The sequence below is a fragment of the Rhodopseudomonas sp. WA056 genome (genome assembly GCF_010906995.1).
Lineage (GTDB): Bacteria > Pseudomonadota > Alphaproteobacteria > Rhizobiales > Xanthobacteraceae > Rhodopseudomonas > Rhodopseudomonas palustris_G.
In genome coordinates this window covers 1-22,770 of sequence record NZ_QPFS01000081.1, presented here as the reverse complement: position 1 = coordinate 22,770, position 22,770 = coordinate 1, and the positions used below count along the sequence as shown (strand labels likewise).

Here is a 22,770-nt window from a genome sequence, read left to right as displayed (position 1 = left end):
CCGTCGATCCGGGTGCAGCGAATCCAGCCGAGCTGAATGCCGCCGGCGGTGCGGCGCGCGGAGAGATGCACCGGCGCCAGCGGCCGTAATGCGGTCGACCCCGGCGTCACGGTCAGCTCGACCGCGCTCGGATCGTCATGGCTGCGCCCGCTTGCGACGACGCGCAGCCGCAGGCTGCGGCCGAGCGCCGACAGCCCGCGTGCGATCGGCACCAGATGGTGATCGAGCAGCACGAACCGCGCGCCTTCCGGCACATGATCGCGCATCGCGCCGTCGCTGCCGGCCTGGCCGCGCAGCAGATGCGACAAGCGAAAGGTGTTGCCGTCGATCAGTTCGACATTGGCGAATTGCAGGATCTCCCAGCCGCCGTCCGGGGTCTGCACCGCCGCTGCGTTGCCGCCGGCGAGCACCCGCAGTTCCGACAGCGAGGCCAGCGCGCCGTCGCCGATCCGCACCCGAAACGTCGTGGCGCGGTCCCACCGCGCCAGCGGCCCGCGCGGCAGCGGATCGAGCGTGGTGCCGATGATCGTCCGCGCCGGCGCGCTCGCCAGCGGCTGATAGCTCGCGCCATCCGCCGACACGTAGATCGTCTCGGCCACCGGCCACGGATTGGCGAACACCGCGAGCCTGGTCAGCACGTCGGGGGCAGCAGTGTCGATCACCGGCAGATCGAGCGCAATCACTTCCGCCGGGCCGAGTGCCGGCGGGATCGCCGCCGCCGCCGGCCGCGGCATCCGCTGCGGCAGCGCGAACACGTCGGGATCGATGCTGCGCGCCGCGATCTGCCGCGTAGTGGTGTCGACCACCTCGTCGACCTCGAACAGCCGCCGCCGGCCGGCGAGCGTCAGCGCCACCACGTCGCCGGGCGCGAGCCGCAGATGCCGCAGGCCGAGCGCGAAGCTGGTGCGCTCGCGGCCGGCCCACAGATCCTGCAGCACGATCTCGGCGCGCCGGGTCGCGGCGGCGTCGTTGGTGACGACCGCGAGATCGGCCTTAACCATCCGCGCCGCGCCCCCCACCAGCCGCCGCGAGCCAGCGGCGGCGCGGCGATAATCGGCCAGCGCATCGCTGTAGGCGATCGCGGTTTCGCGCGGCAGCTCGGTCTCCTGCGCCCGCGTCAGCCGCCACGGCGCGCCCTTGTCGGGCAGCACCAGATCGTCGTCGTTCAGCTCGATCGCCGGCGCGCCGCCGCGCTGCACGAAGCGCAGCGTGCCGCCGGCCGCGACCGCATCGAAGCTGTAGGCCAGCGCCAGCGGCTCGATCATCGCCCGCGGCGACATAGGTCGGTCGATCACATAGCCGTCGCAGCCCTCGCGCAGATCGCTGCTGTCGACGCCACTGACACCGGCATCGGCGAGCAGCGCGGCGATCAGCGCATCGAGCGGCGCACCGCCGAGCCGGCCGGTCAACCAGTGCCCGCTGGTCCAGTTCGGCGCGTCGCTCCACACATCGTCGGCGGCCGGAAACACCGGATAGGGCCGCGCGTCCCAGGTCCACAGATGGATCGCCGACAGGTCGATCATCCGCCCGCCATACAGCGGCGACACCGGGTTGCGGGTCTCGGCGCTGAACGCCGTGATCAGGCATTCGAGATAGCGGCGCTGGATCAGATCGTCGCGCTCGCCGCTGGAGAAATACGGAGCAAAATTCTCGCTCGATTTCGGATCGGGAAACACGCTCGGCTGATTGGCGCCCTTGTCGACCGCCGGGCAGCCGACCTCGGTCAGCCACACCGGCTTGCTCATCGGCACCCAGCCGGTCGGCGCGGCCAGCTCGGCGCCGCCGACCCGCTCGTGATGCGGCTGCGACCAGAAGCCGCGGATGTCCTTGACGCGGTGAATCCACGGCTTGCCGAGCCCGTCGGTGATCGGCACCCGCGCCTGTGCGGCACGCGCTGCCGCATCCGGGTAGTACCAGTCGTAGCCCTCCCCGGCCTCGACGTTGCCGGCAAGGTAGGCGCGGTCGTAGCTGGTGGCGGCGATCGCCGAGTCCAGATGGCCGGCGTCGTCGCGCCAGTCGGCGAGCGGCGCGTAGTAATCGATCCCGATCGCACCGATCGCGGGCGAGGCCCACAGCGGATCGAGCGGAAACCGGATCTCGGACCCGTCCGGCGTCACCACGTCGGCGCCGTATTCGGTCCAGTCGGCCGCATAGCTCACCAGCGTCCCGCCGCCGACGATCGCCTTGACGTCGGCGGCGAGCGCGACGAGCTGCTGCACCGCCGGATACACGCCGGGCGCCGAACGCACCCGGGTCAGGCTGCGCAGCTCCGAGCCGATCAGGAACGCATCGACGCCGCCGGCATTGGCGCAGAGCTGCGCGTAGTGCAGGATCATCCGGCGATAATTCCAGGCGCCGCCGGCGAAGAACTGCGCCACCTGCGCGGCGGCCGTCGCGGTGCCCTGCGGCGAGCCCGGCACGCCCGGCGCCGGATCGCAACTGATGCGGCCGCGCCAGGGATAAGGCGGCTGCGGCGCGGCGCCGGTCCACGGATTGGGCAGGCCGTTGCCGGCCGGCACGTCCATCACCACGAACGGATAGAACGTGATCTTCAGCCCGCGTGCTTTCAGTTCGCCGATCAGATGCACCACGCTGTCGTCGGACGGCGTGCCGCCATAGGCGGGCCGGCCGTCGACCTGCGAGATCAGCCGCGCGCTGCCGCGCGTTGCGCCGGCCACCGACCAGTTGCCCCGGTCGAGCTTCTTGTCGCGGCGCTCGACGCCGGGCTCGACGGTGCAGGCCTGCGCGCGCAAGTCCGTGCCGAACCACGCCGCCACCAGCGCGACGCGCTGCAGCCCGGGGCAGACGCCCTGCAGATCGTCGAGCGAGGCGAGCACATCGGACGGCGCGTAGGAAACGTGGCGGTTCTCCGGCGCGGCGCTGCCGGCGCCGAGCACCTGCACCCGCGTCGCCGGCTCGTAGCCGAATTCGGTGGTGCCGGGGATCAGCGTCACCGCGCGGGTGAGCTGTTCGAGCTGGCCGATCGGCCGCACGATCTCGAACGACAATTGCGGAATCCGGTTGCCGAAATCGGCGAGCGGCAGCCGCTCGAACACCACATAGGCCAGCCCGCGATAGGCCGGCGTATTGCCGGCGCCTTGCTTGGCGACGATCAGCCCGTCCGGCGCCTGATCCTCGGTGCCGCGATGGACGCGAACGTCGAGGCCGGACAGATCGAGCGGCTTGCCGTCGGCCCAGATCCGCGCCACCCGGCCGATCGGCCCTTCGCACAGCCCGACCGCGAAATTAGCGAAGTAACTGTAGGTCGTGGTGGTGGTCGTGGTCTGCCCGCCCCCGCCGCCGCCAAAACCCTTGCCGCCGCCTCCGCCGCCGGTGGTGCTCTGCTCGACGCTGATCACCTCCTCGAGCGCGGTCGCCCAGATCACCTGGCCGGCGAGCCGGGCGCGGCCATAGACCCGCGGGATCGGCGCGCCTTCGGTCGAGGCCATCACATCGAGATCGGCGAGCCGCGGCCCCTCGACCGCACGCGAGGTGTCGCTGCCGCCGAACAGCGACTGATCGAGCGCATTGCCGATCAGCGCGCCGGCGATCCGCCCGGCGATCGCGCCGACAGGACCGAACAGCGCACCGGCCGCAGCGCCGGCGACGGAAAGAACGAGAGCTGCCATGGGATCGACTTCGCTCGAGAGGACGCGCGCCGCTGCGCGCCCGCGCCGACACCGCGCGAACGCTTCCAGGATTCAGCCGGCACGCCGATGGAAAGTGAAGCCGGAGGTGGACGGCGAGAGGACGGCGGTCACACCGCGCGGTCGGCCGCGTCCTGCGATGTCGGACTGCGGCCGAACCAGATCCGGCCGAACACCCGGTCGCCGCGCAGATGGTGATACAGCGCCGCCGCGACATGCACGATCAGCAGGACCACCAGCAGCCGGGCGCCGAAGCCGTGCGGGATGCGCGGCCGGTAGCGCCAGAACTCCGGCAGCGCCGTGGCGTCGTGCGAGAAGATCGCCGGCAGCGCTCCGCTCGCCAGCATCATGCCGGTGCCGCTCGCGAACATCCCGAACACCATCACGTAAAACAACAGGTGCACGATACGCGCGATAACCTGCCGCGCGGACGGCGCCCCGGCGATCGGCGCCGGCTTGTCGTCGATGCCGAGCCACCACACCACGCGGACGACGGTGAGAACCAGCACCAGAATCGCCGCCGGCAGATGAACCCGCAGCAGCGCCGCCTCGGTCGCAACGTCCTCGGCCGCCGCGGCGCGGAAGCCGGTCAGCAGCGCGATCAGGATCAGGACGGCAGTGAGCCAATGGATCGTCACCGCCACCGTGCCGTATTGGTCGGATGAACTGTTGAGAGCCATCGCCGTCGTCCCGATCGCCGAAGAGTCTCAGTGCGTCGCGGCCGACAGGCCGAACCGCCGCGTCAGCCTGAAGCCGTCGCGGATGCTCAGCCCGATCAGCGTCAGGTTGATCGCCCCGGCGATCAGCTCCACCGCCTGCACCACCGTGAAGATCTGGTCGAACTGACCGGCCGCGGCGCGTTGTTGCAGCAGAACCGCGCACGGCACCAGGACGACGATGCCGTTGAGCGCGATGAACGGCATCCGCCAGCGCTTGGCCGCGATGATCGGATGCGGCGACTTGCCGCCGAGCTTGAAGCCGCTGGCGCCGGCGAGCGCGATCGCCGGGATCAGCACGGCGAGACCCCACAGGATGCGGAGCTTGACGGCGGCGATCGCGGCCTCGTCGCCGCCGAGCTCGACCACGACGGTCGAAGTCCAGAACAGGAGAATGGTGAGAAACGCGATGATGCCGGCGATCGGATGGAGCTTCTTGATCATTTTACGAACTCCTGTCGCTGAGTTGTGTGTCGAGCCGATCGCGAAGCGCGATCAGCGCATCCCTGGTCTTGCGAAGCTGGCGCGGATCGGCGCCGGCGATCATGGCGTCGGCGATCGGCAGCCAGAGTTCACTGGCCTGCGCGAACACCCGCTCGCCGCGCGGCGTCAGCACCACCAGCTTGGCGCGCTTGTGCGCGGGGTTCGGCGCGAAGCCAACCAGCCCGGCCTCCGCCAGCTCGTCGACGATCCGCTGCACCGACTGCCGGGCCAGCCCCATGTTGTCGGCGAGCCTTGCTACCGAGAACGTGCCGCGGCCGTGGGCGACCGAGCCCAGCACCTGCCAGCGCGCGCTGGTCAGCCCGAGCGGCTTCACCAACGCATCGCCGAACCTGATCAGCGCGCCGTTGAGCCGGAAAACCTCCAGCACGAGGGCGTTGGCGGGGTGGTCGAATGGAGCGTCGGCTGCATCGGTCATGACAGTATCCTGTCATTCTGACAGCATCCTGTCAATCCCGACTCTCCCCGACCGGCCCGGAGACGCGACGGAAGTCCAATAGCGGCGGCATTGACGGGGTTCGCGGCATTTGCATCGTAGCCGGCTTGGTGGGACGGCCGGTCAGGACGGAACGATGGAATTTCTAGCGAGCGTGGCGGTTGCGATCGTCGCTTATGTGGCCGTGTACTTCATCGGCAAGCCGGTGGTGGCGCTGCAAGCCAAGCGGATCGAAGTGCTGGACGTCGCCGAGCGTTATTCCGCGGTCGACGCCGGTGCCCCCGAGGAGACCCGCGACGCCGCCGTCAAGGCGCTGTTCGAAGCCGGCACCTCGCTGCGCGCCTATCAGCGCGGCTGGTCGACCGCGGTGCGGCTGTGGTGCTGGGCTTGGGGCTACGATCTCGATCTCGCCGCGCAGGCGCTGTACGGCCTCGCCGAGGGTCCGCGCGCCAAGATGATGATTCCGCCGGAGGCCCGCCGCAATACGCTGAACGCGCTGTACGTCGCGCTCGGCGCCGCCAGGCACCTGCCGCCCGAAACCGTCGACGCCATCAAGCGGATGATCGCCGAGACCAAGGCCGCCAACGCCAAGGCGCACGCCTGAGCTTGATCATCCAGGCGATGAGTTCGCTTGGTCGATTGATCGAAGCGGAATTGTCCATCGTCGAGGGCACTGAGTCCTGATCCTGAGGAGCCCGGCAAAGCCGGCGTCTCGAAGGATGAGGCCGCGCGTGACTCGCGGCGCATGGTTCGAGACGGCGCTTCGCGCCTCCTCACCATGAGGCTTTGCTTGGTGTGAGTACGCGAAGCGCGGTCATAGGCCAACCAAGGACAGACGCAGCCCTCTTTCGAGGCGCGCACCGTCACTCCGACGCGATGAAGCGCAGCGTGCCGGCGCGGCGGGTCGGCTGGCCGGTATCGTTGGTGTGATTGACGCCGTCCATCACCGGCACTTCGGTGAAGTCGAACGGGCTGACGCCGTCGAGGCAGGCGACATTGACGGCGTAGAGGTTCGTATTGGATCGTCGCTGATGATGGGTGTAGATGCCGCAGCGTGAGCAGAAGAAGTGCTGCGCCGTGCCGGTGTGGAACCGATAGGTCGTCAGCACGTCCTCGCCCTGCAGGATCTTGATCCCGCCCATCTCCGCCATCGCCACCACCGCGCCGCGCATCCGGCAATACGAACAGGTGCAGCGGCGGATCGAGTCGAAGCCGTCGCTCAGCGTCACCTCGAAGCGCACCGCCCCGCAATGGCATCCACCGGTCCGCACGTTGCTGCCGTTGTCCATTCTGCGTGCCTCCAGGCGATCCGCGCGATGAGTCAGCCGGACCTGACCAGACAGCTCCTGCGCCGTCAACGCAGCGGATCTGCAATGCCGGGAAACGTGAACGCATAGGCGAGCCGGCGCCGCCACCATGGTGTGATCGCGACCTCGCACACCGCCGCGCCATCGTGGGCGTGAATCATCGTCGTCGGCGAACTTGCGATCGCGGCGTGCTTGGCGACGCAGCCGTCGCGCCAGCGGAACAGCAGCACGTCGCCGCGGTCGAACGCATCGCACGGCACCGGCACCAGATGGCGCAGCGCCGCCGCCGCCAGCGTCTCGTCGCCGCCGGCTTCAGCCCAGTCCGGCGCGTAAGGCGGCGGCATCTCCGGCTCCTCGCCGAGACAGGCGCGCCACACCCCGCGCACCAGGCCGAGGCAATCGCAGCCGACACCCTTCACCGACGCCTGATGCCGATAGCGCGTGCCGATCCAGCTCCGCGCTTCGGCGACAATCGCGTCGCGCCCCAATGGCTGATCCATCGCGCCCTCGTTTAATTGAGTGATGAGATCGTGACGCGGTCAGACGTCGCCGCGCAGCACCGGGCCGATCGGCTCGCCGGTGTTGCCCGGCGCGCCGGGCACCGGATAGCTGACGACGAAGTCGTTGCCGGGGATCTGCGGGAAGCCGCGGAAATTGTCGCTGTTAGCAAAGCGGTCGCGGCAGGTCGCAAACAGCTTGTCGCAGCCGGCGGTGACGACGAAGCCGTCGCCGGGCGCGATCGGTTCGGCCATCGCCTGCCACAGCGACAACCGCACCTCGCCGCCGACGATGCGATGCTGCTTGATCTCGACCGCAGCGCCGGCATTGGCGCCGCTGCGCCAGCTCAGCCGGCCGGCGCTGAACAGGCCGGGCGCGTAACCGTCGAGGCCGGAGACCGTGATGGTCGACCTGCCCGGCGCCGCAACGACCAGCCCCTCGCCGCGCCGCACCGGACTGCCGAGATCGACGCGGCAGCGGCGATCGCCGAGATCGGCGCTGCACGCCGCGGTGTAGAGCCGGCCGGTCTCCTGCGACAACAGATCGGCGAGCCCGCGCAGCTCCGCGGTGAACGCAGCGCCCTCGCGCCGCACCTCGCCGAGCGTGCCGCGCGCGGTCAGCACCCGCAGCTCGGGCGCGCTCCAATCCACCAGCCAGCTCTCGATCGCCGCCGCGTCGAAGCGCCCGGCGGCGAGATCCGCCTCGCGCAGCAGATCGTCATCGAGCGCGCCGGAAATCTCCGCGCCATCGACCGACAAATCGAACCGCTGCGACGCCTCCGACGCCGAAAACCCGGTGCCGGCACGGCAGCTCACGCCGTCGATGACGAGATCGCGGTCGTGATCGGTGAAGCCGAGCACAGCGCCATCGCGCCGCCGCACGATCCAGCATTGCGCCAGCGTGGTGACGCCCCCGTCGAGCCTCGCCTGCAACGCATCCGGAATGCTGCGCATCACAAGCTCCTCGATGGCGCGCGACGGCGCATCCGCCGGCGCAACGCGATGCCCCGCGGACGATGTCGCATCGACGGTCCGGCGGCGGCGGGCGCCGCGCCGGGACCGACGATTTAGTTCAGATCAGAGATTGCGCGCGATCACGATGCGCTGGACGTCGCTGGTGCCTTCGTAGATCTGGCAGACGCGAACGTCGCGATAGATCCGCTCGACCGGGAAGTCCTTCAAGTAACCGTAGCCGCCGAGCGTCTGGATCGCCGACGAGCACACCGCCTCCGCAGTCTCGGAGGCAAGCAGCTTGGCCATCGAGGCTTCGGTCAGGCACGGCAGTCCGGCTTCGCGGAGGCTGGCCGCATGCAGAACCATCTGCCGCGCGGCGGCGATGCGGGTCGCCATGTCGGCGAGCCGGAACGCCACCGCCTGGTGCTCGATGATCGGCTTGCCGAAGGTGACGCGGTCGCGCGCGTAGTCGCGGGCCGCCTCGAACGCGGCACGCGCCATGCCGACCGCCTGCGACGCGATACCGATCCGGCCGCCTTCGAGGTTCGACAGCGCGATCTTCAGCCCCTCGCCTTCGGCGCCGAGCCGCAGGTCGGCGGAAATCCGCATGTCGTTGAAGGCGAGCTGGCAGGTGTCGGACGAATGCTGGCCGAGCTTGTCCTCGACCCGCACCACCTCGTAGCCGGGCGTATCGGTCGGCACGATGAAGGCGGTGATGCCCTTCTTGCCCGCCGACGGATCGGTGACGGCGAACAGGATGATGAGCTGGCCGTTCTGCCCCGAGGTGATGAACTGCTTGGCGCCGTTGATGACGTAGGCATCGCCGTCGCGCCGTGCGGTGGTGCGCAGGTTCGAGGCATCCGAGCCGGCCTGCGGCTCGGTCAGCGCAAAGCCGCCGATCCACTCGCCGCTGGCGAGCTTGGGCAGGAAGCGCTGTTTCTGCTCGTCGGTGCCGAATTTCAGGATCGGCATGCAGCCGACTGAGGAATGCACGCTGACGATGGTCGAGCACGCGCCGTCGCCGGCGGCGATCTCTTCCAGCGCCAGGGTGTAGGCCACCATGCCGGTGTCGGAGCCGCCATAGGCTTCCGGCACCAGCATGCCGAGAAAGCCGAGCTGGCCCATCTCGGTCAGTTCGGCGCGCGGAAACGCATGCGCGGCGTCGCGCGCCGCCGCGGTCGGGGCGAGCCGTTCGCGCGCGAAGTCGCGGGCGGTGTCGCGGATCTGGGTCTGTAGTTCGTTGAGGATCATAATACGCTCACGACAGCCGCTCGACGGCGACGGCGGTGGCTTCGCCGCCGCCGATGCACAGCGAGGCGATACCGCGCTTGAGATCGTACTTCTCCAGCGCCGCCAGCAGCGTCACCAGTACGCGCGCGCCCGAGGCGCCGATCGGATGGCCGAGCGCGCAGGCGCCGCCATGGACGTTGACCTTGTCGTGCGGCAGGCCGAGATCGTGCATCGCCGCCAGCGCCACCACCGCGAACGCCTCGTTGACTTCGAACAGATCGACGTCGGCGAGATTCCAGCCGGTGCGTTCGCTGAGCTTGCGGATCGCGCCGATCGGCGCGGTGGCGAACAGCGCCGGTTCGTGCGCGTGGGTGGAATGGCCGACGATCGCGGCGAGCGGCTTCAGGCCGCGCTTGTCGGCTTCCGAGCGGCGCATCAGCACCAGCGCCGCGGCGCCGTCCGAGATCGACGACGAGTTCGCCGCCGTCACGGTGCCGCCTTCGCGGAACGCCGGCTTCAGCGTCGGGATCTTGTCGAGCTTGGCCTTCAGCGGCTGCTCGTCGGTGGTCACAGTGATGTCCGCCTTGCCGGCCTTGATCGTCACCGGCGTGATCTCGCGGGCGAACGAGCCGTCCTTGATCGCGGCTTGGGCGCGGGTCAGCGAGGTGATGGCGAAGTTGTCCTGGGTCTCGCGGGTGAACTGATAGTTCTGCGCACAGTCCTCGGCGAAGGTGCCCATCAGCCGCCCCTTGTCGTAGGCGTCTTCGAGGCCGTCGAGGAACATGTGGTCGAGCACCCGGCCGTGGCCCATCCGGTAGCCGCCGCGGGCGCGGTCGAGCAGATACGGCGCGTTGGTCATACTCTCCATGCCGCCGGCCACCGCAACGGTGGCGCTGCCGGCGATCAGTAGATCATGCGCGAGCATCGCCGCCTTCATGCCGGAGCCGCACATCTTGTTGACGGTGGTGCAGCCCGCCGACAGCGGCAGGCCGGCGCCGAGCGAAGCCTGCCGGGCGGGTGCCTGGCCCTGGCCGGCGGGAAGCACGCAGCCGAACACGACTTCATCGATCGCATCCGGCTTCAGGCCGGCGCGCTCGACCGCGGCCGAGATCGCGGCGGAGCCGAGCTGCGATGCGGTGGCGTCCTTCAGCTCGCCCTGAAAGCCGCCCATCGGGGTCCGGGCGGAGCCGACGATAACGATAGGATCGTGGGTCATGGGAGTTCTCCCTGGATTTTGGTTTGTTTGATCGGGACGATAGAGGAAACGCCGCGCCTCAGCGCGGCGCCATCCGCAGTGCACCGTCGAGGCGGATCACCTCGCCGTTCAGCATCGTATTCTCGCAGATCGCCTTGACCAGCGCGGCATATTCGGCCGGCCGGCCGAGCCGCGGCGGGAACGGCACGCTCTTGCCGAGCGCATCCTGCACCGGCTGCGGCATCCCGGCCATCATCGGGGTTTCGAAGATGCCGGGTGCGATCGTCACCACGCGAATGCCGTGCTGCGCGAGCTCGCGCGCAATCGGCAGCGTCATCGCGGCGACGCCGCCCTTGGAGGCCGAATACGCTGCCTGCCCGATCTGGCCGTCGAACGCCGCGACCGAAGCGGTGTTGATGATCACGCCGCGCTCGCCTTCGGCGTCCGGCTGTTCCTTGCTCATCGCCTCGGCAGCGAGCCGGATCATGTTGAAGCTGCCGATCAGGTTGATGGTGATCGCCCGGGCGAAGCTGTCGAGCTTGTGCGGGCCGGTGCGGCCGAGCACCTTCTCGCCCGGCGCCACGCCGGCGCAGTTCACCAGCCCGTTGACGTGGCCGAACACGTCCTGGGCGAGCTTCACCGCCGCCTCGGCATCCTCGGCCTTGGTGACGTCGGTGGCGAGAAAGCGGAAGCTCGCACCGAGCTCCTGCTCGAGCTTGGCGCCGGCCTCGGCGTTGAGATCGAGGCCGACCACCTTGGCGCCGCCGGCGACCAGCGTGCGGGCGGTGGCGGCGCCGAGACCGGAAGCGGCACCGGTGACCAGGAAAACGCGATCAGTAATGTTCATGACGATTTAATCCGTATCTCAAGCTGCAGAAGAAGTGCCCTGGGCCGCGCCCGCCGGCTCGGTGTCGCGCTTGCGCAGGATGAAGCGTTGCAGCTTGCCGCTCGGCGTCTTCGGAAGTTGCTCCAGGAATTCGATCTCGCGCGGATAGGCATGCGCCGAGAGCCGCTTCTTGACGTATTGCCGCAGCTCCTCGGCCAGCGCCTCGCTCGGTGTCACGTCCTTGGCGAGCACCACATAGGCTTTGACGATCTCAGTGCGCTCGGGATCGGGCTTGCCGATCACTGCCGCCTCGATCACCGCCGCATGCTCGATCAGCGCACTCTCGACATCGAACGGGCCGATGCGATAGCCCGACGAGGTGATGACGTCGTCGGCGCGGCCGACGAAGCTGATCGACCCATCCGGCTCCAGCTCGACGGTGTCGCCGGTGCGGTAGTAACCGCCTTCGATCGCCGGCGTTTCCTGCTGCCAATAGCCGGAGAACCACATCAGCGGCGAGCGCTTGAGATCGACGCTCAGCACGCCCGGCACGTTCGGCGGCAGTTCGTTGCTCTGCTCGTCGAGCACCGCGACGCGGAAGCCGGGCATTGCCAGACCCGCGGAGCCCGGATGCACGGTGTGGCGCAGGCGGTGGTGATTGTTCACCACCATGCCGAGTTCGGTCTGGCCGTAGTGATCATGGATCGGCGCGGCGAGATGCTCGGCGAACCAGCGGATCACTTCCGGATTGAGCGGCTCGCCGGCGCTGCTGACGACGCGGAGCTGGCCCTTCACCGGCGCCGCCGCTTCCGGTCCCGCCGCGATCAGCAGCCGATACGCGGTCGGCGCGCCGGCCAGATTGGTGATGCCGCGGCGCTTGATCAATCCATAGGTGCTCTCGGCGGTGAACGGACCGTCGTAGAACGTGGTGGCATGGCCGTGCAGCAGCGGGCCAGTGACCGCGTAGTACAAGCCATAGGCCCAGCCCGGATCGGCGATGTTCCAGAAGATGTCATCGGGGCGCAGGTCGACCGCATCGCGAATGTACGAATAGAACGCCGGCAGCGCGTTGATCGGCACCGGCACGCCCTTCGGCAAGCCGGTGGTGCCGGAGGTCGACATCATCAGGAACAGATCGCTGCCTTTGCGCAGCACCGGCTCGAACGCAGTCGATTGCGCCGCGATCTCGGCATGGAAATCGAGATCGCCGAGCGGCGCGGTCTCGCCGGGCCGCAGCACGATCGCCACGGTCGGGCAATCGGCGACGTCGGCGAGCTTGGCGCGATTGGCCACATCGGTGACCACCAGCTTGGCGGCGCTCATCTTGACGCGGTGCTCGATCGCCTTCGGACCGAACGCGGTGAACAGCGGCTGATACACCGCGCCGGCGCGCCAGGTGCCGAGGATCAGCGCCAGCAGCTCGGGCGTGCGCGGCAGCATGCCGGCGACGACGTCGCCGGGTTTGACGCCCTGTGCGACCAGCAGATTGGCGACGCGGGCCGCATAGTCCTGCATCTGTCCGAAGCTGAACGATGCGGTGCGGCCGTCCTGGCTTTCCCAATCCAGCGCCGTGCCGCCGCCGGCGACGTGACGGTCGCAGCATTCGACGCATACGTTGATGCCGGTCGCGAAGTCGCCGTCGAACAGCGCTTCGAGATCCTCGCGGCGAAACCGCGCAAGAACGTCGGCGTAATCTTCGATGGCTGCTGCCGCAGGATGGGCGTTGCTCATGGTGTTTCTTCCCCTGCCCTCGTTGTTGGCACGAGGGTTTGACGCGAGTGGATTCACGGGGGCGGATTAAGCGGCGGAGCGCTGTGGCTTTCTAGGACCAAACTGACCTAGATTTGTGATCGGTTTTGCCACTTTCGAGAAGGAACCGACGAGTTGGAGCGGCGGACGATTGCGCCTTTGTTCGTGGAGGAGGTGGCCGATTGTCTGGTTCGGGCCGGCATCGCGCCCGGGCCGGTGTTCGCCTCCGCCGGCTTGCCCGAGGTGGTGCGGGAACGGGTCTCGGCCGCCGAATTCGGTGCATTGTGGCTGGCGGTGGCCGCGGCGATGGACGACGAGTTCTTCGGTCTCGGCGGCCGGCCGATGCGCCCTGGATCGTTCACGCTGCTCGGGCACGCGGTGCTCAACGCCGGAACGCTGCACCAGGCGCTGAACCGCGCGCTGCGATTTCTGAAGATCGCCCTGGACGATCCCAGCGGCGAATTGCGGATCGAAGACGGCCTCGCCCGCATCGTGCTCCGTGACAAGACAGCGCCGCGCTCGGCCTTCGCCTATCGCACCTTCTGGATCGTGGTGCACGGCATCGCCTGCTGGCTGGTCGGGCGGCGGCTGCCGCTGCGCCGGGTGGATTTCGCCTGCGGCCCGCCGGCCTTCGCCGCCGACTATCGGTCGTTCTTCGGTGCGCCGGTGCGGTTCGGCCAGCCGGAAAGCGCGCTGGTGTTCGATGCCGCCTTTCTCGAGCTGCGCACCAACCGCACCGAGCGGGCGCTGAAGGAGTTCTTGCGCCGGGCGCCGGCGAACATTCTGGTCCGCTACCGCCACGACGCCACCCTCACCGCCGCGATCCGCACCACGCTGCGCGCCAAGCCACCGACCGCGTGGCCGAACTTCGAAACGCTGGCCAGGCAGATGAAGATCCCGGCCTCGACGCTGCGCCGCCGGCTGAGCGCCGAGGGCCAGACCTACCAGACCATCAAGGACGAGATCCGCCGCGCGCTGGCGATCCGTTGGCTGGCGGACAACGAAAAGCCGGTCGGCGACATCGCCGCCGACCTCGGTTTCGCCGAACCCAGCGCGTTCCACCGCGCCTTCCGGAAATGGATGGCGAAAAGCCCCGGCGCGTTCCGCCGCGAGGCGATCGGCGGGTGAGGCCTCGCGCGTAAAGCAATCCTGTTTTCGATAGAATCGAACCCGCGCTTCGGAGAGCCTGCAACAGGCAGAACCTCATGGTGAGGAGGCGCGTAGCGCCGTCTCGAACCATGTGACGCAGGGAATGCGTTGCCCCATCCTTCGAGACGCCCGGCTTAGCCGGGTTCCTCAGGATGAGGACTCAGTGCCTTCGGAAAGGTCGGATCGTGTCAATCAAACGATGAACCGCTCTAGGCTCGCGATCGAATTCCCAAGGCCTCGCTGTTGCGCATCGCGAACAGTGCCGCCTGCGTGCGGTTGGCGACGTTCAGCTTCTGGATGATGCCGGCCACCTGAGACTTCACCGTGAACACGCTCATGTCGCGCTCTTTGGCGATCTGCCGGTTGCTCTTTCCGCTCGCCAGATAGGGCAGAAGTTCCAACTGCGAGGGAGTAAGTTCGCTGAGAGCGTTGGGCTCCCTGGATTGCTTGGGAATCGTCAATGTCGGCGTGGGCACCTGCGAGGCCGCGAGCGCATCGACGATCGCACCGCGCACGGCTCCGATCATTGCGGCATCGACTTGAGCCGCAGCGGCCGCCCCCTGCCCGATCATCAGCGCGGACAATTCCTGACGTCCGCCCAGCAGGACCGACACATCGATGTGCAACACCACGATCGCGTCCGGATCGTCGTCGCACGGCGTCGCCACGATCAGGAAGTGCTTTCGTTCGCCGGCCTCTTCGCGCCAACTGACCGTCGAGAAGAAGTCGATGCTCTTTTCGGCGAGGCTCTTGAACCCGCGCAGCAATTCCAGCGAGTGCCGATCCGGACGGATGCAGGCGTCGAAATAGCTGCTGCCGACCTTGCTCTTGGATTTGGCGCCGGACATCGCCGGCTCGTCGCTGGCTTCGAGAATCTTGCCGTCCCGATCGATCACCAGGGCGCTGATTCCGACCCCCTTGACGATGTTCGATAGGTGAGAACCCGGCATGATTGGCAAGCACTTGACGTAGAAGGAAAAACCACCTCGGTCGGGGCGCGGCGCGTCTTGCGACCTAGTAATTTTACGGGAAACTAGATCAGGCCCCAGGGATTCGTCATCCCCAAATTTGGCGATGGCACCGTTGCGGCCTATCCGGGCTGGCTGCGCGAGGCTCCCGCGCGATATTTCCGCCGGTCGCGCACGAATTCGACCCTGGGCAGCGCTTCGGGATCGCCCTGTCGGATCGGCGCCGGCTCGGACGCTTGCGACGACCATCCCTCGTCGGTCTGATCGAGCAGATCGCGATACGCCTTCAGCGCCGCATAGAGCCGCTGGTCGGCGATCGCCTGGTTGGCCTTTTGCACGGCTTCAGCGGCCGCGGGCATCTCCAGCAGAAGGCGCTCCACCGCCTGATGGTAGCCTTCAAGGGTCGCTCCGTCACGGCGCAGATAGAGTTTCTGTAAGCGCAGATAGACCTGCCGCAGGCTGGTGTCGGCGTGGTCCTCGAGAATCGTGTTGGCCTGGCGCAGCACCGGCGCGGTGCCTTCGATCGAGAACGTCGACGATTCGGTCCATCCGTTGATCAGCGTCAGACCGCCGATCTCGATCCGCTCGAACGGCTTCAGCGTGATCTTCAGTCCGGACGATGCCTTGCGCGATCCTCGCGGCGTCCTGGCGACGCTCATCGGTGTGGTCTCGCTCAGCGGCATCGGTCGTCTCCTCAGTTCAAGTGATCGAGCCGGCGGCGGATGCCGCCGGCTCGATCGGTTTCGTTAACGCAGCAACTGCAGCACGCCCTGCTGCGACTGGTTGGCCAGCGACAGCGCGGACACCGCGATCGACTGGCGGGTCGACAGCGCCTGGCTGTTCGCCGCTTCCTCGTTGGTGTCGGCCAGCGTCAGGTTCGCCGAGCCGGTCTGCAGCACGTTGATCAGGCTCTTCGAGAAGTCCTGACGGGCCTGCACCACCGACAGGTTCGAACCGAACGCCGAAGCCTGCGACCGCAGCGTGGTCGAGGCGGCGCTCAGCTTGGTCAGCACCGCGTTGGTCGCGTTGTTGTCGATGAAGTCGGTGCCCGACGACAGGTCCGACAGACCGAGGCCGGTCGGATCGAACGTGACGCCCTGGATCGAGATCGTCGACTTGCCGGTTTCGTTGAACACCAGCTTCAGGGTGTCGCCGTTCAGCAGGTTGACGCCGTTGAACGAAGCGTCCTGAGCCGTGGTCTTGATCTGGTTCAGGATGTCGTTGAACTGCTTGACCAGACCCGCACGGGTGTTCTGGGCATTGACGTCCGCAACCGGCGCCTGCGGCGTCGAGAAGGTCAGAGTCGTCAGCGCAGTGCCGCCGAGCACGCCACCTTCGCTGCCGCCCATCGAGTGGGAGGCGAAGTCGTTGGAGGTCGAGATCGTCAGCTTGCCGGTGGCGTTGTCGATCGACGCCGACATGTTGTTGGCGGCCAGCGCGACGTTGAGCTGGGCCAGCGACTTGACGGTGCCGTTGGTGCCGTCACCGAACGTGACGTTGACGCCCGCACCGCCGTTGAACGAGGTGAAGGTCAGCGACTTGCCGTTCAGGCTGCCGGCGCTCGCACCGCGGGTCGCGGAGAACGAGCTGTCGGTGCCGCTCGGGCCGGTCAGGCCGAGCGCCGCCATGGCATTGCCGGTACCGGTGATGCTGAGGTCGGACTGCAGACCGGTCGAGAGCTTCAGCATGCCGCTGGTGATCGACGAGTTGGCCGTACCGCTCGCGGTGGAGATCACCGCACCGGCGTTGCCGAGCGTCGCCTTGCGCACGCCGGTGGCGAGATCGACCGCCTTCAGCACGTCGTCGAGAGTGCCCTTCTGCAGGTACACGGTCGAGTTGCCGTTGCCGTCGGTTTCGACGTTGCCGGAGATTCCGGTGTGCGACGCGGAGGCCGTCGGCACCGCGGCGTTCTTGAACGTGATGGTCTTGCCGTTCACGTTCAGGGTCGAGCCGTCCGCGATCAGCGTACCAAGCGTGGTGCCGTCGGTGGTGCGCTGCTTGGTCAGGGTCAGCGGGCCAGAGCCGGTCGCAGTGGTCAGGCCGAGGTTCTTGAGCAGATCGGTCGGGCCGGTCAGATTGAGGTCGGCACCCGACGAGCTGTTGATGGTGACGATGCCGGCAGCCACGGACGACGGGGTCTGGCCGGCGCTGGTCGAGATCGTCGCCACGCCGTTCGAGATCGAAGCCGACTTGACGCCGTTGGCGAGATCGATCGCGGTCAGAACGTCACCCACGGTCGCGTTGGTGAAGTTGCTCTGGTTGCCGAGATAGATCGTCGAGTTGCCGTTGCCGTCGGTGCCGATGCGGCCGAGAACGCCGGTGCCGGTGGCAATGTTGTTACCCTGCGGCGCATCCGAGGTCTTGAAGGTGATGGTCTTGCCGTTGACGGTGAGCTGGGTGCCGTCAGCGATCGCGGTCGAGGACAGGCCGCCGTGGCTGTTGAACAACTGGGTCGAGCCCGAGATGTTGGCCGATGCCGTCGCAGCAGCCGTATCGACCTTGAACTCGGTCGAGCCGCCCAGCCCGAGCTTGGCCAGCACCGCACCGCCGGCGTTGTCGCTGATCGTCAGCGGGCTGTTGGTGCCCGAGTGCAGTTCCAGCTTGCCGCCGGTGACGGTCGACGCGTTGGTCGTATTGTTGTTCATCGCGTCGATGGTCTTGGTCAGGGCCGTCAGGTCCTGATCGAGGCCGATCGTGTAGTTGCCTTCGGAGTCCGCCTTCGCCGCACCGGCGGTGGTGAAGGTGATGGTCTTGCCGTTGACGGTGATCGCGTCACCGGCGGCCGGACCGGTCGCAGTCGCGGTCAGACCGTTGGTCAGATCGCTGATCTTGCTGGTGCCGGTGGCGGCGCCGCTGGCGGTGCCGACGGTCAGCGCGCTACCGAGCGCGGTGTTGTCGGCGGCGCCGAGGGCGGTGACGGCGGTCGCAGCCGCGATGCTGACGGCGACACCGCCCAGCAGATCGCTGCCGGAGGCGGTGGTGGCACCGCCCGCAGAGCCGTCGAACACCACGTTGCTGCTGGCAACGGCGTTGCTGAAGCTCTGGGTGCCGCGCAGGTCATCGGCGGTGGCGCCGGAGATGGTCGCCGAGACGTTCGACTTGGTGGCGTAGCCGGCCACGGTCTGCAGCGCCTGGTTGGCGATCGACTTGGCGCTGTCCACCAGCTTGTTCAGCGAGGTGATGCCGGTGTTGGCGGCCTGCAGGATCTGCACGCCGTTGCCGATGCCGTCGAGCAGGTTGTTGATGTCGCTGGCGCGGCTGTCGAGCGAAGCGGCGGTGAAGAAGTTGGTCGGATTGTCGAGCGCCGTGTTCACCTTCTTGCCGGACGAGAGGCGGCTCTGGGTGGTGGCGAGCAAGTCGGCCGTGGCCTGAAGCGACGAGAGATTCTGGCGGACGGCGTTCGAAAGAACGATACCTGACATGGACGTTTGCCTTTCTGGGCAATGGCGTGTCGTTGCGCCGAACTTTTCTGTCGGCTCGCCATTTTCAGTTTTGCCGCGGAAAGGATCGTTGAACCGGCACTCGTCCGATCGGACGTCGCCTTCATCCATTCGGACGTCCGAAAAGCAAGGAATGCTTCACGCCCGACGCGCCCCCGCAGCGCGTTTGCTCTCACGTTCTCAGCCCCTGATCTCGACCAGCGGGATCTTCGGAATGGCGCCGGCGGCGAACGCCGAAAGATCGACTTCGAGGTAGTCGGTGTCGAACCGCACCGGCACGTCGAACTGAAAGCCCGCGGTCACCGCTGCACCGGATGGCGGCTGATGGCCGGGCGCGAAGCTGACGATGCCGGTGGCGGGATCGCAGCCGAACGCGGCGGCCGCGGCTTCGACGCCGCCGACCGCAACGCGGACGGTGCCGGCGACCGGCTTGGTGATCGTGCGCACATAGGGGGCAAAGCCGGCGCCGTAGGTCTTGACGAGTTGATAGCTCGCGCGCGTGCCGTCGCCGATGCCGATGCCCTGGTCGAGCGGCGACACCGGCGCGCCGGGCGCGGCCGAACTGCAATCCAGCCGGTCGCGCCAGCGGAAGCCGGTGAGCGGACCGCGGCGCTCCTCGAAGAACGCGACCACTTGCTGCAGCGCTTCGAACGTCTTGACGCCGTAGCCGGCGTCGTAGCGCCGCCGCGAGTCCGCCCAGCGCGCGTTGCGCTGTTCGCGGCCCGAGCCGAAGCCGACGATCTCGGTGCGCCGCTCCGGCCCGCCGGCGCTCTTCAGCGCGACGTCGAGCGGGAACAGGATTTCGTGGAATGGGGTCATGACTTGCTGCACCAGGAATCAAATCGATCCACCCTCGCCGTCATTGCGAGGAGCAGGCTCGCAATGATGCGGATGAACGGCTGTCGGCTCAAAGCCCGCGCTGGCCGCGCGCGACGGCGCGGGCGATCTGGCCGGTGAGATAGGTCTCGGAGCGGCGGAAGCTGTCGGCGTCGGGCGTCGCGATCTGGATGTTGACCGTGGTGGCGCCGCCGCTGGAGGCGACGCCGAGCCGGCCGTCGGCGCCGCGCGTCAGCGGCAGGATCGCCTCGGGACCGGCTTCGCCGGCGAGGCCGACACCGCCGCCGAGCATCGGGAAGTAAGTCGGCGTACCGATCACGCCGCCGGCCGCGAACGGCTTGATCGCGCCGTCGGCGTTCTTGGCCGTCGTGCCACCGAACAGGCCGGAGAACAGGCTGTCGAAGCCGCTGGCGAGACTGGTGGTCAGCGGCTTCAGCGCCGCCTTGACCGCCAGATCCGAAACCTTCAGCGCCAGCGACTTCAGCACGTCCTCGAACTGCTTGCCGCCGGTGACCGCCTGCGAGAACGCCGAGGTCATCGCGTGCGCGAAGCCCTTGGCTTCGCTGCTCAGCGCCTGGGTCTTGGTGGTGAGCTGGTCGACCTTCTGAGTCGTCTCCTCGACGCAGCCGCAGTCGCATGTCTCGTTGCCGTCGCCCGTCATCACGCAAGTTCCTCGTGATCCGGATAGCGCCGCATCAGTTCGTCGAGCGCGGCGCGGCCGAGCGGCGGTGTCGCGCCGCCGCGCAGGCCGGCGATCGCGGCGGCGAGTTCGCGCGGCGTCATCCGCCAGAACTGATCGGGCGGCAGCCGCAGCACGCCGAGACCGAACTGCATCGCCTCCGCCCACGGAAACGGCGTCACGCCGCCGCCTCGCCGAACGTCGCGGCCAGCAGCTCGGCCGCGATACCGGCATAGCCGGCGGCGCCGCCGCTCACCGTCATCGCCGCGACTTCATCATCGCGGACCGCCTCGCCGGCGCCGCGCAGGCCCGCGGCGATGATCCGGACCAGATCGCGCGCCGACAGATGCCCGCTGCCGAAGCGCTGCGCCAGTGCGACGAGATCGGTGGCGGCGAACGCGGCTTCCAGCTCGGCGAGCGCGCCGAGGGTGAGCACCAGCGTGCGGGTCCGGCCGCCGAGTTCGGCTTCGATTTCACCGCGATGTTTGTTGGCCATGCTGTCCTCTCACAAGGCGACGAAGCCGAGCGCGCCGGCGCTCTCCAGCGTCAGGTCGAAGGTGACTTCGCCGTTGTGCTCGCCGGCGAATTCGAGGCTGGCGATCTGGAACGGCCCGGTGATACTGCCGAAATCCGGCACCACCACCTGGCAGTCGCTGATCAGCCCGCTGAAGAATGCAGTTCGCACCAGCGCGTCGGAGCTTGCATCCTTGAACAGGCCTCGGCCGGAGATCGACGCGCGGCGGACGCCGGCGCCGGCCAGCAGTTCGCGCCAGCGGTCGGCGGATTCGGCGTGGGTGATGTCGACCAGTTCGGCGTTGAACGCGATCTTGCGGCTGCGCAAGCCGGCGACGGTGACGTAGTTCGTCCCGTCGTGGATCTTGAGCAGCAGATCCTTGCCCTTCTGTGCGCCCATGCGCGGCTCCTGCTAACTAATCGGTTCGGTGACGGCGCGAAATCGCACCAAGGCGTGATAGGTGCGGCCGTCGGGCTCGCGGCGGATGTCGGCGAGCGCGAACCGCAGATTGACGAGGCGATGGCCGGACGGGGCGAGCGGCGCATCGTCCAGCGCCTGCAGCAGCGCGCCGGTGATCACATGCGCCTCCTTGTGGCCGCCCTGGCGCGACCAGGCGTGCAGTGTCAGTTGATGCTCCTGGGTCGGCGCATCGTCGGCGGAGACGTCGCTGATCCGCGCTTCGCCGAGGGTGACGAACGGAAACGCCGCCTCGCGCGGCGGCTCGTCGTAGATCCGCGGCCCGCCGAGTGCGGTGAGCAGCGCTGTGTCGGTGATCAGCGCGCGATGGATCGCCGCGCGCAGCGCAACGCTGGCAGGGATCATGTCTGCTCCGTCTCGGCGTCGATCTCGAGCAGCGCGCCGCGCTCGCGGCTGCGCCAGGCGATGATGCGATACACGCTGTCGCCATCAGTCAGCCGATGCGCGCGCGACAGCGTCACGCCGGCACGCAACGTGATCTTGGCGCGCAGCGCGGCACGATCTTGATCAGCCGCGACGCCCTCGCGGGCGGCGAGCGGCACGACGCTGGCCCACACCACCGCCTGCGCCGCGTAACTCCGCACCACGCCGCCCTGCCCGTCGTCGGTCTCGACCGGCGCCAGCAGTGTCAGCCGGCGGTTCAAGCGGCCGGGATCGATCACAGCGTCACCGTGCGATAGCCCGCGATCATCGCGGCGATGCCGCCGGGCAGCACCGCGGTGCCTGCTCCAGACGCAGCGTCGCCGCGGTTGTCGTACCAATGCGCCGCCAGCAGGCGCACCGCGTGGCGCAGCGGCGGCGGCACGTCGTCGGCCGCGCTGCCGTAGCCGAGTTCGAGGTCGAGCTCGATGCCGGCGGCCGCGCGGCCCGGCTCCGGCAGCGCCCAATGCGGCGACGCGATCACGCCGCCGGCGAGATCGAGCACGAAGCTGGCGGGATCGACATCGTGCGCGGCGCCGTGCGCGTCAAAGGTCCGCACCGCGATCAGCGCCCGCAGCGGGCCGCCACGCAGCACGATGCGGCCGTCGCGCGGCCAGGCGTGGCGCACCAGCCGCCAGCGCTGCGCCAGCAGCATCCGGCCGGTCGCGGCCTCGATCTGGGCGCGCGCCGCCGTCAGCAGCGAGGCGATCACCGCGTCATCGGCGTCGTGCTCGACGCGCAGGAAGCTCTTGAGATCAGCGACGGTCCACGGCTCCATGGCCGGCCCGGCCAGCAGCAGCATCGGCATGGCGGTTCCTCGTAGGTGGTGATCGGCGATTGACAGCGCCGCGGCGGCGGGCGAAACGCGCCGCCATGATCCGCACGCTCACATTCGGCTGTCTGCTCGGCGCCGCGCTGGCCTCACCGGCGGCGGCGATGGTCGGCGGCGCCCCCGAGGCGACCGGCGCGCTTTCCCGCGCCGTGGTCACCATCGTCGGCTCGCGCGGCAATTTCTGTTCGGGGACGCTGATCGCGCCCGACCTGGTGCTGAGCGCGGCGCACTGCGTCGGCCCCGGCGCCGACTACAAGGTGGTGCAGTACGACGCGCAGCGGCAGCCGAGCCTGCGCGACGTCGCCCGCGTCGCGGCGCATCCGGAGTTCGACATGGGCGCGATCCTCGGCCACCGCGCCAGCGCCGACGTCGCGCTCCTGTCTCTTATACCCATCT

At 68.5% G+C, this 22,770-nt stretch carries 25 protein-coding genes; 3 read left to right on the top strand and 22 right to left on the bottom strand.

Annotated features, from left to right (window positions below):
* The 4 genes from DU475_RS15965 to DU475_RS15950 form a co-directional block, all read right to left on the bottom strand.
* Positions 1–3,629, bottom strand: a 3,629-nt coding sequence (locus tag DU475_RS15965) for a baseplate multidomain protein megatron (RefSeq protein WP_164632680.1), incomplete at its 3' end; no start/stop codon positions are given.
* A 128-nt stretch (positions 3,630–3,757) separates the two neighbouring features.
* Positions 3,758–4,327, bottom strand: coding sequence for a cytochrome b (locus DU475_RS15960; protein WP_164632679.1), 570 nt, complete (start codon positions 4,325–4,327; stop codon positions 3,758–3,760).
* Between the two features lie 27 nt (positions 4,328–4,354).
* Positions 4,355–4,807 (bottom strand): hypothetical protein, encoded by a 453-nt coding sequence (locus DU475_RS15955; protein WP_047307570.1) that lies wholly within the window; start codon positions 4,805–4,807, stop codon positions 4,355–4,357.
* A 1-nt stretch (position 4,808) separates the two neighbouring features.
* On the bottom strand, positions 4,809–5,282 hold the full coding sequence (locus tag DU475_RS15950) for a MarR family winged helix-turn-helix transcriptional regulator (protein ID WP_047307571.1): 474 nt from the start codon (positions 5,280–5,282) through the stop codon (positions 4,809–4,811).
* A 154-nt stretch (positions 5,283–5,436) separates the two neighbouring features.
* Here DU475_RS15950 and DU475_RS15945 point away from each other — a divergent pair, with 154 nt between their 5' ends.
* Positions 5,437–5,904, top strand: a complete 468-nt coding sequence (locus DU475_RS15945) for a hypothetical protein (protein WP_164632678.1) — start codon at positions 5,437–5,439, stop codon at positions 5,902–5,904.
* Between the two features lie 259 nt (positions 5,905–6,163).
* On the opposite strand, the gene DU475_RS15940 is transcribed toward DU475_RS15945, so the two are convergent.
* The 7 genes from DU475_RS15940 to DU475_RS15910 form a co-directional block, all read right to left on the bottom strand.
* Positions 6,164–6,589 carry a GFA family protein gene (locus tag DU475_RS15940; protein WP_142882344.1) on the bottom strand — a complete coding sequence of 142 codons (426 nt, stop codon included), beginning with the start codon at positions 6,587–6,589 and terminating at the stop codon, positions 6,164–6,166.
* 65 nt (positions 6,590–6,654) lie between these two features.
* Positions 6,655–7,107 carry a C40 family peptidase gene (locus tag DU475_RS15935; protein ID WP_164632677.1) on the bottom strand — a complete coding sequence of 151 codons (453 nt, stop codon included), beginning with the start codon at positions 7,105–7,107 and terminating at the stop codon, positions 6,655–6,657.
* A gap of 39 nt (positions 7,108–7,146) precedes the next feature.
* The gene (locus tag DU475_RS15930) at positions 7,147–8,058 is read right to left on the bottom strand and encodes a phage/gene transfer agent baseplate hub protein (RefSeq protein ID WP_164632676.1); all 912 of its coding nucleotides are present in this window, start codon (positions 8,056–8,058) and stop codon (positions 7,147–7,149) included.
* A 123-nt stretch (positions 8,059–8,181) separates the two neighbouring features.
* A complete protein-coding gene (locus tag DU475_RS15925; RefSeq protein ID WP_164632675.1) occupies positions 8,182–9,309 on the bottom strand; it encodes an acyl-CoA dehydrogenase family protein in 1,128 nt (375 codons plus the stop codon).
* Positions 9,310–9,316: 7 nt separating this feature from the next.
* Positions 9,317–10,504, bottom strand: coding sequence for an acetyl-CoA C-acetyltransferase (locus DU475_RS15920; RefSeq protein WP_164632674.1), 1,188 nt, complete (start codon positions 10,502–10,504; stop codon positions 9,317–9,319).
* 58 nt (positions 10,505–10,562) lie between these two features.
* Positions 10,563–11,330, bottom strand: coding sequence for a 3-hydroxyacyl-CoA dehydrogenase (locus tag DU475_RS15915; protein WP_164632673.1), 768 nt, complete (start codon positions 11,328–11,330; stop codon positions 10,563–10,565).
* Positions 11,331–11,348: 18 nt separating this feature from the next.
* On the bottom strand, positions 11,349–13,040 hold the full coding sequence (locus DU475_RS15910; RefSeq protein WP_164632672.1) for an acyl-CoA synthetase: 1,692 nt from the start codon (positions 13,038–13,040) through the stop codon (positions 11,349–11,351).
* Positions 13,041–13,193: 153 nt separating this feature from the next.
* On the opposite strand from DU475_RS15910, the gene DU475_RS15905 reads away from it, so the two are divergent.
* On the top strand, positions 13,194–14,186 hold the full coding sequence (locus DU475_RS15905; RefSeq protein WP_164632671.1) for an AraC family transcriptional regulator: 993 nt from the start codon (positions 13,194–13,196) through the stop codon (positions 14,184–14,186).
* A gap of 230 nt (positions 14,187–14,416) precedes the next feature.
* Here the strand turns inward: DU475_RS15905 and DU475_RS24320 are convergent, their stop codons facing one another.
* From DU475_RS24320 to DU475_RS15850, 11 genes are all read right to left on the bottom strand, one after another.
* Positions 14,417–14,734: a response regulator transcription factor gene (locus tag DU475_RS24320; protein WP_234713335.1), complete on the bottom strand. Its 318-nt coding sequence runs from the start codon at positions 14,732–14,734 to the stop codon at positions 14,417–14,419.
* Between the two features lie 563 nt (positions 14,735–15,297).
* A complete protein-coding gene (locus tag DU475_RS15895) occupies positions 15,298–15,858 on the bottom strand; it encodes a flagellar biosynthesis repressor FlbT (RefSeq protein ID WP_047308571.1) in 561 nt (186 codons plus the stop codon).
* Positions 15,859–15,921: 63 nt separating this feature from the next.
* Entirely contained in the window at positions 15,922–18,597 is a 2,676-nt protein-coding gene (locus tag DU475_RS15890) for a DUF1522 domain-containing protein (RefSeq protein ID WP_013503290.1), read from the bottom strand.
* Positions 18,598–18,795: 198 nt separating this feature from the next.
* Complete coding sequence (locus DU475_RS15885) at positions 18,796–19,434, bottom strand: TIGR02217 family protein (protein ID WP_164632670.1); 639 nt, start codon at positions 19,432–19,434, stop codon at positions 18,796–18,798.
* A gap of 88 nt (positions 19,435–19,522) precedes the next feature.
* Positions 19,523–20,113, bottom strand: coding sequence for a phage tail tape measure protein (locus DU475_RS15880; RefSeq protein ID WP_164632669.1), 591 nt, complete (start codon positions 20,111–20,113; stop codon positions 19,523–19,525).
* Entirely contained in the window at positions 20,113–20,313 is a 201-nt protein-coding gene (locus tag DU475_RS15875) for a rcc01693 family protein (RefSeq protein WP_013503293.1), read from the bottom strand. Before DU475_RS15875 ends, DU475_RS15880 begins: the two co-directional genes overlap by 1 nt.
* Positions 20,310–20,627 (bottom strand): gene transfer agent family protein, encoded by a 318-nt coding sequence (locus tag DU475_RS15870; RefSeq protein ID WP_164632668.1) that lies wholly within the window; start codon positions 20,625–20,627, stop codon positions 20,310–20,312. Before DU475_RS15870 ends, DU475_RS15875 begins: the two co-directional genes overlap by 4 nt.
* A 9-nt stretch (positions 20,628–20,636) precedes the next feature.
* Complete coding sequence (locus DU475_RS15865) at positions 20,637–21,044, bottom strand: phage major tail protein, TP901-1 family (RefSeq protein WP_047308469.1); 408 nt, start codon at positions 21,042–21,044, stop codon at positions 20,637–20,639.
* 12 nt (positions 21,045–21,056) lie between these two features.
* A complete protein-coding gene (locus tag DU475_RS15860; RefSeq protein WP_164632667.1) occupies positions 21,057–21,467 on the bottom strand; it encodes a DUF3168 domain-containing protein in 411 nt (136 codons plus the stop codon).
* Complete coding sequence (locus tag DU475_RS15855; RefSeq protein WP_164632666.1) at positions 21,464–21,784, bottom strand: head-tail adaptor protein; 321 nt, start codon at positions 21,782–21,784, stop codon at positions 21,464–21,466. Before DU475_RS15855 ends, DU475_RS15860 begins: the two co-directional genes overlap by 4 nt.
* Positions 21,781–22,350, bottom strand: coding sequence for a head-tail connector protein (locus DU475_RS15850; protein WP_164632665.1), 570 nt, complete (start codon positions 22,348–22,350; stop codon positions 21,781–21,783). Before DU475_RS15850 ends, DU475_RS15855 begins: the two co-directional genes overlap by 4 nt.
* A 65-nt stretch (positions 22,351–22,415) precedes the next feature.
* Here DU475_RS15850 and DU475_RS15845 point away from each other — a divergent pair.
* On the top strand, positions 22,416–22,770 hold a 355-nt coding region (locus DU475_RS15845; RefSeq protein ID WP_164632664.1), incomplete at its 3' end, for a trypsin-like serine protease.